This is a genomic window from Dactylosporangium sp. NPDC051484, from assembly GCF_040689395.1.
In the GTDB taxonomy this organism is placed as follows: Bacteria; Actinomycetota; Actinomycetes; order Mycobacteriales; family Micromonosporaceae; genus Dactylosporangium.
The window spans coordinates 1-9,593 of the sequence record NZ_JBFAZX010000070.1 but is presented as its reverse complement, the minus strand read 5'-3'; the positions used below and the strand labels follow the sequence as shown (position 1 = coordinate 9,593).

The following is a 9,593-nucleotide window of genomic DNA, read 5'->3' as shown; positions in this document are numbered from 1 at the left end:
ATCCTGCTGACCGGCATCACGTCGCTGATCCTCGGCACGGCCGAGATCGTCGTGGCCCTGCAGTTCCGGCGCGCCGCCCGCCCCGAGCACAACACATAGACCCTCAGACCCCCCACCACCTTCGAAGAACCACCATTGTGCGAAAATTACGATTGTGGATCTACGAGAGCGTCATCGGAGGAGCCGGAGAGTCATGGCCGGCTGGTATGCCGCCGGGCTGACGGCGCTGCTCCTGGTGGCGGTCGCGCTCGGTCCGGGGGAACCGCCGTCCACTTCGCCGTACATCTGCGATGGCCCGCGCGACTTCGGCTGCTCCGGCTTCGGCTGGGGACTCACACTGGTGCTCCTGGCCGTCGGCCTTCCGCTCCTCGTCGCGGGCCTGGTGGTCTCGCTGGGTGCGCTGAAGCTCATCTCCCGGCGGATCGGCTCGGCTCTGGTCGCCGGCACGGTGGCCTCCTTCACGGGCCTGATCGTGGTCGTGGTCGTGCTGGTGATCTTGGCGGGCATCTTCGCCCTCAGCCTGTAGCGATCCGCACACGGCCACCGGTGGCGGAGCGTTGCCACCGGCGTGGTGGCAACGCTCCGCGCTGAATCAGCCTGACTCCGGCCCCCAGAGCGAGTCGAGCCGGGTGAGGGTGTGCCGGCCGGTCTGACGCTGGGCGGGGTCGAGCGTCCCGTTGACGGTCACCACCGGATGTTTGACGGTGATCAGGTTGGTCGGCGGACTGAGCAGCGTGGTCTTTAGCGCGATCTCGACCACGTCGCCGGCCTTGAGCTTGACCGGAAGCCGCCACTCTGTTTGGTACAGCGACGTGTTCCGTGTCGTCCCGGCGAGATTGACCTTGCCTGGGGTCCGCTTGCCGTTGAGCAGCATCGCGGTGACGGTGACCTCCTTGACCAGATACGGGTCGAGCGACACGTTGAACGTGGTGGCGTCCGGTCCGTCGCCGGGTCCGATGGCAAGGATCCTGAGCTGGGTCGGGTAGTAGTAGGCGAACTGCGCACCCGACGCCGGGCGGTGCCGGCCCCAACCGCCGCTAAGCTCGACGCCCCACGGCAGCCGCGGTGTCGCAGCCCTGGGGACATCGCCGGCCCGCAGCCCTCGCTCCACTTTCGCGGAACGCCTGGTGGCCGCGACTGTGACCTTGCTGTCCTTGGCGTTCCGGACGAGGTCATGGGGATACAGCGCCGTGTTGGCGGTGGCGACCGACAGCACGACCGGGTCCTCGCCCGCCCGCAGCCCCTGCAGGGCCTCGTCGAGGGTCACGGTGCACACCACCGTGCCTGTCTCGTCAGGGGACGTGAAGGTCGTCGTGGTCTTGACTGTGCGCTTCCCGCTGCTGAGCAGCGCCGCTCGTCGAGGGGCGTACAGCCGTCCGTCGAACACCACCTCGATCTTCGTCTGTGCGGGAAGCTCGACCTCCGGGTTGACGATTCGCAAGGCGAGCTGGCGCGGGCACGCGCCGACGGCCGTCGAGTCGCCTGACAGGACGATGACGGCGTCATCGGTGAAGGGCTCCAGTGTGACGCCCGGTGCGGGAGCCTGCGCCCACGCCGGTGCGGATGGAAGCAGCACCTGCATGGAGCCGACGCCGAGGATCAGTCCGCCGGCGGCCAGTACCTGACGCCGCCCCACCGTTGCGGAGCCTTGGCTGTTCTCGCTCATCTGTCTGCTCCTGACTCAGTGGACGTGTTCGAGGACGACATCGGCGAACGCTCGCGCGATGCCTTCCCTGATCTCATCCGGCACCGTGTACAAACTGGTGTAGCCTGTGCCGCCCTCCAAGAGCCAGAAGGTCCCGACGACCCCGGTGTACATCAGGTCCGAGAGCTGGAACAGTGCCGATCTGGCCGCCGCGCGCAGCGTCTCCTCCGAGTACAGGAAGCGGTAGTAGAAGAAGGCCCAAAACCGTCCGGGCGAGGCGATCGGGGTCGAGTAGTAGTCGCGGAAGAACTGCGACAGCTTCCGCTGGTCGCCGTCGTTGTGCAGCCAGCCGAACACAAACGCATCGACGTCGGCCAGGAAGTCGTCGATGTTGAAGTACCCCACGTCGGCGTCTGAGGCGATGTAGTTCAGCCCCCAGGTGTATGCCTCTGAAGCGGGCCGGCCGGTCTTGCAGAAGTCGAGCACTGCACTGACGAGGTCACCCGCCCAGCCGCCGAAGTCCTGAAGGCTGACCTTGGTGTAGTCGCTGTGCAGCGTGTTGTTCAGGACCGCGCCGAACGACGCGCCGAAGTGTGGGATGTCCTGATCCCGGAACAGCTTCGGGTCGCGCAGCGGCGCCATGTCCGGGCGGGCCGGGTAGTTCTTCACGAACGTGATGAAGTCCTCATCGATGGAGCCGAAGACCGTGTCCGAGCCGGGGAAGTTGAATTTGCCGTTGCGGTGGCGCAGGTATTGGGCCGCCAGTTCCACCGGCGAACGGTCGTGGTTTCCCTGGTCCCACCACTGCTGCGCACGTGTCTCGACCCAGACCATGTACGTGTAGAACGCGTCGTTGTAGTCCCTCGGCCTGGTCACGCTCGTGACGCCGACGTCCCGGCCGGAAGCGATGTTCTTGTCGATCTCGATGGAGCCGGGGACGTTGGGGCTTTCCACCGTCCCGCCCAGCGTCAAGTTCGCCACCTGGTCGAACGCCCAGTTCGCCGGGAGGCTGTAGCCCATGTTCCCGCTATAGCCGGTCGACATCCCGCTGACAAAGCTTCGGGTGGTCAGGCCGGCCTTCGCGAGGCGGCTGCAGACGTTGCGGGTCCCGTACACGCCGATCGCGTACTTGTTCCCGTCATCGCGAACCACGTCCGCGATGCCCTTGAAGTGCTGGATGACATACGTGTTGATATCGGAGTCAAGCGCGTCGTAGTCGACTGAGAAGTAGATGACCGTCCCGAACGGGATCCCCAGCTCGTGCGCTTTGGCCACGGCCGCGGTCGCGTCGGTCCGGCCTTGGGTGTAGTTGAAGTGCGCGGCGCTGTCGCCGAACTCCTGATACAGCGGGAAGAAGGCCAAGCCGTTGTCGTTGATCATGGCGATCTCCGAGCTGGTCAGCACCTTGATGGTGCCGCCGCTGAGGTACCGCCCGACGTACTCGTAACCGTTGGCTTTCAGCGTGGCGATCTTCGCCGCGTTGAGCGGGCGGGCGCAGTCCATGGCCCGGCCAACGCGATTTGGGTTGCCCGTGGAGACGAGCAGGGACATCCAGGTGTCGAAGTTCGCGTCCCCAGTCTTCGGCAGAACCGTGTATTCCTGGAACAGCCTAGCCTTGTCGGCGAGTCGGGAGTCGAACTGCGGGTCGGCGTCATCCCAGTGCCCGTCGAAGTCGTTGAAGATCAGCCCGGCCTTGAACAGGCGCACCCAGCCCGTCGGCCCGCTGTCGACCGACCCCTCGTGGACATAGGCCGACGCTTGCAGCCCCGCCTTCGTGGCCGGACCGACGTTGCCGTTGGCGCTGTCGTCGGTGAATCCCAGGGTGTACTGGATCGCCAGGATGAGGTTCGCGTGGGCGCTACGGGACGCCAGACCGTCGCACGAGTTGAGGTAGAAGTCGCGGCGGTGGCTGAAACTACGGTTGAGCCACTGTTGTACCTGCCGGCGGTACTGGTTGCCGCCGGGCAGCAGCACGTAGGCGTCCATCGTCAGCAGCGCCTTGAAGACCTTCGGTGAGATGGTCCACTCCGGAAAAAGCCCCATGTGGTCCTGCATGGTCCCGAGCCCGGCGACCGTGCGGCTGCTACTGAACGCGCCGTCGATGTTGCCGCCGTCATAACCTTTGCAGTAGAGCCCCGCCTCGGCGATGGTGCGGATGTTCATGTTCGGCGAGTTGGCTCCGACATTGCCGTGCGCGGTCAGCCGTGCAAGCGTGGTAGGGCCGAAATTGTCTGATAGGGACGTGATGCCCAGCTCGATCTGGAGCGCTCTGGTCAGCGCGAACATGGTTCCCCAGCCGGTCGAGCCGTCCTCGGCGCAACGGTTGTATCCGGCCACCGATCCGTACGTGGCGTTCACCCAGCGTTGGGCTTTCAATACCATCGCGTCCATGCAGTCCCCGTCCTAACATTTGCCACGGCTGAATTCTGCATGCAGAACACATTGTTGATCATCTTCGTCAACTAGGTGGCAGTGATGGAGTGTAATCGATCGATAGTCGCTCCAATTGGAAGAAATGTGTGATCCACATCACGGGAAACGGGTCTCCGGTCGGAAGATTCGTTTGGCAGACTGTGACGGCACGTGAACTATTCGCCACTGACGATTGGATGCGTATGTCGAAGCTTGGTCGAATGGTCGTCCTCGTCCTGCCTCTGGCTGCGGCCATGGCTGTGGCTGCCCCAGCGAGCGCCGACGACGGCGACGGAACCCTGAACTGCGTAAACGGTGAGATCTGCTTTCGTGAGAATGCGAACAACAGTAACAATGTCAAGCATTTCTGGAACGGCGCGAATCACTGGCAGCAGGAGAACTGCCAGCTGTGCCACATAGCGTATCGTTTCACCGGTACGAACCACTACGTGATGGACAATGCCAACAGCGTCCGAAACCGCGACACCATTTGCACCGTTACGCTCTGGGACGTCGACAGGTATGGCGTGTGGTTTAACTATGCGAACTTCCAGTGGCAGTCAGATAGCTACTTGCCCGTTTACAACGTGAACAACGGCCACAGCCGGTGCAGCTTCGATCCACCCAATGGCCTCTGAGTGGCTCAGCCGTGAGGCCGCACAGCACCAACAACCGCGCGGCCTCACGGCTATCGCTCATGATCGAGGAAGTGGTCGATGGGATTGTGGAAGATGCGGTGCTTGGCCGTCGGGGTGGCGGCTGGCATCGTCGTCGGGCTCGGAGGTTGTGGTGGCGACAAGCCGGCCACAATCCCCGTGAACGCGCAGCAGCCGTTCGACATCGTGCTGGGCGACAAGGTCGGGTTGATCGACTACGCAGTGCAGCGGATGCGCGACACCTGCATGCAAGCCGCCGGCTACCCGCAGAACCTTCAGGCGATTCCTGACCGGCCGAGCAATCCGTACCAGTCATTGACCATCAAGGCGCAGGACTTCGGTCCGGTCACCGAGGACGAGGCGCGACGGCTGGGCTTCGGGCACGACACGCAGGGCGAGCCTCCCCGTGTCGTGAGCTTCGACCCCAACTATGACCTGAATCTCGACCGCTGCAAGAAGAGTGCCGAGGAGAAGCTCGGCACCGACGCGCGCGAGACGAGACAGAGCTACAACGGTCTGGTCAACGACCTCCTAGCCTACCGTCGCGAGGTCACCGACAACGTACCGGCGGATCTGCCGGAGAAGACGTTGCGATGCATGGAGTCCAAGGGCTACACCGTGGCCGACCGCGCCGAGTTCCTGAAGAAGCCACAGCCGCAGCGGTTCGGCGTCAAATTCGGCGTGCTGGATTCCGTTCCGGAGGTGACGTGGACACCGCCTCAGGTGCCGGGCACCGTGCAGGTCGGGCCGGCGATCCCGGCCAGGAAGTACAGGCCGACGGCGGAGGAGTCTGCGTTGGCGGTGGCCTGGTTCCGGTGCGGTGAGGAGACCGGGCGGATCAAGCACATGGTGGCCGCCGCGAGCGCGCTTCAGCTTAGGTACGTGGAGAAATATCAGGACCGGCTCGGCGAGCTCAACCCGAAGATCGAGGCTCTGGCTCGCAACGCCGCTGCCTTGGCGACCGGCTGAGAGGAGCGCTGTGCTGAAGCACAGCAACAGGGCGACGATCTGGCTGGCCGTCGGCGGCGTCGTAGTGGTCGGCGGCGTCGTGGCATCGATCGTGCTCGGTCCCGGGCTGCGTTCTCCGCAACAGGCGGCGGCCGACGCGGCCGCACCGCCAGCTTCCTTGATTACCGTGCCGGCCGAGCGCCGGTTGTTGTCCGAGTCGCTTGTGCTGCGCGGCCAGGTGAAGGACGGCCCGAGTGTGCCGCTTCGGCCATCGTCCGCGGCGTTCGGTGAGACCAGCGTTGTGACGAAGGTAGAGGCGAAGATCGGTCAGACGGTCCGTGAGGGCGACGTGCTCATCGCGCGTTCAGGCGAGCCGATGATCGCCTTGACGCTGCCATTCCCGCTGTACCGTGACCTGGTTGGCGGGCTCAGTGGGCCGGACGTCACCGAGGTCCAGCAATCGCTGCGGCGCATGGGGTTCCGGGCGCCGGTGCACGGCACCTTCGACCGGGCAACGCAGCAGGCGCTGGCGGACCTGCACCGCCGGATCGGCTATCCGGTTCCCCGCGGCAGCGCCGAGGCCGCCAAGCAACTGCCGGCCGCACGCCAGGCGATGGCCGAGGCTGAGCAGGCGTATCGGGCCGGCGGGTCCACCGACCCGGCGCTGGGCTCGAAGGTGCAACAGGCGCGAGCGGCGCTCGAGGAGCTTGAACTCGCCGCCGGTCCCGGACTCAGCCGGGCCAACGTCGTGCTCCTCGATCAGCCCGGCCGCCGCGTCACCGCTATCCGGGTAGGGGTTGGTGCGGTGCTCAAGGACCCGCAGCAGGTGATCGTCGACCTCGACGGGCAGCTGCCGTTCGTGAGCGCGGCGCTGAGCAAGGACCAGATCGAGCTGGTGCGGCCGGGTGTGCAAGGAAAGGTGTTCGACGATGTGAGCGGATCCGAGGCGGAGACGGTCGTCGCGTCGGTCGGCGCCGAGATGGTCAACGGTGACGACGGTCAGCCGGGCTATCCCGTCACCCTGACCTTCATCGGCAAGGATATGGTCGGCGCCGTCGGACGAGGTGTGCGGATCACCATCACCCTGGCCGCCGCGGCCGAACCGGCCCTCGCCGTGCCGGTGAGCGCCGTCTACTCCCGGGCCGACGGCAGCACCTTCGTCACGGTCCGGCTCGACTCGGGTGCCACCGCGGACCGGACGGTCAAGACCGGGCGAGTCGCCGGTGGATGGGTGCAGATCACCCCTGACCAGGCCGACACGGTCATCCCCGGCACACCAGTCGTCGTTGGTGCCGGGTAGCTGTGCTCGAACTGGTCGAGGTCGGCCGAACCTATGACGACGGCCATCCGGTGCACGCCCTGCGTCACGTGTCGCTCCGCCTGGAGCCGGGTGAGTACGTAACCATCACAGGCCCTTCGGGCGCTGGGAAATCGACACTTCTCAACGTTCTCGGACTGCTTGACGTCCCGAGCAGCGGGTCGTACCTGATCAACGGTATGGAGACCGGCCGCCTGTCCGAGGGTATGCGCGGCGCGGTGCGCGGGCAACTCTTCGGATTCGTCTTCCAGGCGTTCCACCTGCTCGCTGGCCGCACCGCCGTCGAGAACGTCGAGATCGGCATGCTCTACGGCCCCCACGGCCGGCGACGCCGTCGCGAACTGGCCCTGGCGATGATTGAACAGGTCGGGCTCGGGCACCGGGCGCATGCCGATCCGCGGACGCTGTCAGGAGGCGAGAAACAGCGGGTCGCGATCGCCCGCGCGGTGGCACCGCGACCGCAGGTCCTGTTCTGCGACGAGCCGACCGGAAACCTGGACAACGAGAACAGTGCGGCACTGCTGGCGCTGTTACGGGAGCTGAACGGCAGCGGCCTGACCATCGTTATGGTGACCCACGACCCCCACGTCGCGCAGGAAGGTGGCCGGCGGCTGTGCGTCTCAGACGGAACTGTCTCCGAACAGTGACGGGCCGGCTGTCCGACCGGCATGTGCGCGCGGCGCTCGGCGTTCGTCCGCCGCGGTTCCGCATTCTTGACGTGCTGCGGGAGTGCCAAGTCTCAGTCGTGCGACACCTCGGCCGGTCGCTGCTGACCGCGATCGGCACAGTCCTGGGCGCGGCCGCCTTTGTCTCGACGCTCGGGCTGGGCTCGACGCTGAACCAGCAGGTCGCGAGCTCGTTCGACGTGCGTCGCGCGACGGAGGTGGTCGTCCGCCCGGAGAGTGACGAACTCGGTCCTGGCTGGCACGACCCGGCAGGCCTCACCCGGCTGCGATCGCTGAACGGCGTGACGGACGCCGGGCGCCGCGCCGTCTACGCCGAACAGGAGGTCCGCCGGTCGGCTGGTGACGACACCGACCCTCTGCCGGTCCAGGTCATCGCCGCCGACCCCGGCGCGCTGCGCGTCATCGGGCCTGCCATGGTGGTGGGCCGGATGTTCGACGAGTTCGCCGAGCGAGAGCGGGTCCCGGTGGTCCTGCTGCCGAAGTCGTTGGCCGACCGGCTCGGCATCACCCGCATCGGTGTGGCGGTCTTCGTAAAGGGCCAGCCATTCACCGTCATGGGCATCTACTCCGACGTCGCCAGGCGGCCGGAGGCACTGCTGTCGATCGTGATGCCGTACTCCGTCGGAGCGCGCATGGAAACGCGGTTCGGTGCGGTGCAGCGGGACGTCGTCATCGCGACGCTGCCGGGCGCGGCGCAGCTCATCGGTCGGCAGGCACCCTTCGCGCTGCTGCCTGAAGCACCACAGGCGCTGCGCGCGACTGCCCCGCCGGACCCGAGGACCCTGCGCCGGGAGGTTGAGGGCAGCGTCACGAGGTCCAGCCTCCTGGTGAGCCTCGTCGCTCTCGTGATCGGCACCTTCTCCATCGGCAACGCGGCGACCGCGGGCATCGCCACGCGAACCGGTGAGATCGGCCTGCGGCGCGCGGTGGGGGGTCGACGTATCCACGTCTTCGTGCAGTTGCTCGGCGAGACCACCGTGCTGGGAGCGGTCGGCGGCATGCTCGGCGCGGTGCTCGGGATCGGGGTGGTTGCCGCGGTCTCGCTCTGGAACGGCTGGGTGCCCATCATCGACATCACGCTGGCAGTCGGTGCGTCTCTGGCCTGCGCGGCAGCCGGGCTTGTCGGCGGGTTGTTCCCCGCTGCCCGCGCTATGCGGATCCAGCCGGTGGCGGCGCTCCAGCGGTGACCACCGGACACCGGCGTCGATTCTCGTTGCGGCGCCCGACGAGTCAGGCTGCGCATCGCCGAACACTGGCCCTGGGTTACCCACCTGGTCACCGCGTTCGACCGGCTCATCGCGCTAGGCCGACCGGTCGGGCTGAACCCGACACCACAGCGAAAGACCGTGGCTAGACGGCGGCGGCCGCGGCGCGGCCGGCGGTGCGACCCGAGAACAGGCAGCCGCCCAGGAACGTGCCCTCCAGCGAGTTGTACCCGTGCATGCCCCCGCCGCCGAAGCCGGCCACCTCGCCGGCCGCGTAGACGCCCGGTAGGGGGCTGCCGTCGGCGCGCAGCACGCGGCCCGACAGGTCCGTCTCCAGGCCGCCGAGGGTCTTGCGGGTCAGGATGTTCAGGCGTACCGCGATCAGTGGGCCCGCCTTCGGGTCCAGCAGGTGGTGCGGGGTGGCGACGCGGATGAGCTTGTCGCCGCGGTACGACCGGGCACCGCGGATCGCCGTGATCTGCGCGTCCTTGGTGAACGTGTTGGCAAGTTCGCGGTCGCGGGCCTCGACGGTGCCGCGGATCGCGGCGAGGTCCAGCGCGACATCGGGCTCGAGCCGCTGCATCCCGGCCACCAGATCGTCCAGCGTGGCCGCGACGACGAAGTCCGATGGCCGTGCTCGGCGTCACGATCCTCGGCGCCGCGGTCGGCGGCCTGTTCGGCGTGTTCCTGGCCCCGCCCATCACCGCCATCGCCGTCTCGTGG

At 66.8% G+C, this 9,593-nt stretch carries 8 protein-coding genes and 1 pseudogene; 6 read left to right on the top strand and 3 right to left on the bottom strand.

Going from position 1 to position 9,593, the window contains the following annotated elements; genetic code table 11:
* The first annotated feature begins 193 nt into the window (after positions 1 to 193).
* Positions 194 to 526 (top strand): hypothetical protein, encoded by a 333-nt coding sequence (locus tag AB0367_RS38305; protein ID WP_366231431.1) that lies wholly within the window; start codon positions 194 to 196, stop codon positions 524 to 526.
* A 66-nt stretch (positions 527 to 592) separates the two neighbouring features.
* Here the strand turns inward: AB0367_RS38305 and AB0367_RS38300 are convergent, their stop codons facing one another.
* Together AB0367_RS38300 and AB0367_RS38295 are read right to left on the bottom strand one after the other, a co-directional pair.
* Positions 593 to 1,666: a hypothetical protein gene (locus AB0367_RS38300; protein ID WP_366231430.1), complete on the bottom strand. Its 1,074-nt coding sequence runs from the start codon at positions 1,664 to 1,666 to the stop codon at positions 593 to 595.
* A gap of 15 nt (positions 1,667 to 1,681) precedes the next feature.
* The gene (locus tag AB0367_RS38295) at positions 1,682 to 4,036 is read right to left on the bottom strand and encodes a glycoside hydrolase domain-containing protein (protein ID WP_366231429.1); all 2,355 of its coding nucleotides are present in this window, start codon (positions 4,034 to 4,036) and stop codon (positions 1,682 to 1,684) included.
* A gap of 242 nt (positions 4,037 to 4,278) precedes the next feature.
* Here AB0367_RS38295 and AB0367_RS38290 point away from each other — a divergent pair, with 242 nt between their 5' ends.
* The 5 genes from AB0367_RS38290 (at position 4,279) to AB0367_RS38270 (ending at position 8,852) form a co-directional block, all read left to right on the top strand.
* Complete coding sequence (locus AB0367_RS38290) at positions 4,279 to 4,695, top strand: hypothetical protein (protein WP_366231428.1); 417 nt, start codon at positions 4,279 to 4,281, stop codon at positions 4,693 to 4,695.
* A gap of 102 nt (positions 4,696 to 4,797) precedes the next feature.
* Positions 4,798 to 5,682, top strand: coding sequence for a hypothetical protein (locus AB0367_RS38285; RefSeq protein WP_366231427.1), 885 nt, complete (start codon positions 4,798 to 4,800; stop codon positions 5,680 to 5,682).
* Between the two features lie 10 nt (positions 5,683 to 5,692).
* Positions 5,693 to 6,961: a hypothetical protein gene (locus tag AB0367_RS38280; protein WP_366231426.1), complete on the top strand. Its 1,269-nt coding sequence runs from the start codon at positions 5,693 to 5,695 to the stop codon at positions 6,959 to 6,961.
* Between the two features lie 2 nt (positions 6,962 to 6,963).
* Positions 6,964 to 7,626 carry an ABC transporter ATP-binding protein gene (locus AB0367_RS38275; RefSeq protein WP_366231425.1) on the top strand — a complete coding sequence of 221 codons (663 nt, stop codon included), beginning with the start codon at positions 6,964 to 6,966 and terminating at the stop codon, positions 7,624 to 7,626.
* Positions 7,627 to 7,724: 98 nt separating this feature from the next.
* Positions 7,725 to 8,852, top strand: coding sequence for an ABC transporter permease (locus AB0367_RS38270; RefSeq protein ID WP_366231424.1), 1,128 nt, complete (start codon positions 7,725 to 7,727; stop codon positions 8,850 to 8,852).
* Between the two features lie 163 nt (positions 8,853 to 9,015).
* Here AB0367_RS38270 and AB0367_RS38265 read toward each other — a convergent pair.
* Positions 9,016 to 9,495 (bottom strand): annotated as a pseudogene (locus tag AB0367_RS38265) (FAD-binding protein); the annotation flags it as partial.
* Positions 9,496 to 9,593: the final 98 nt, after the last annotated feature.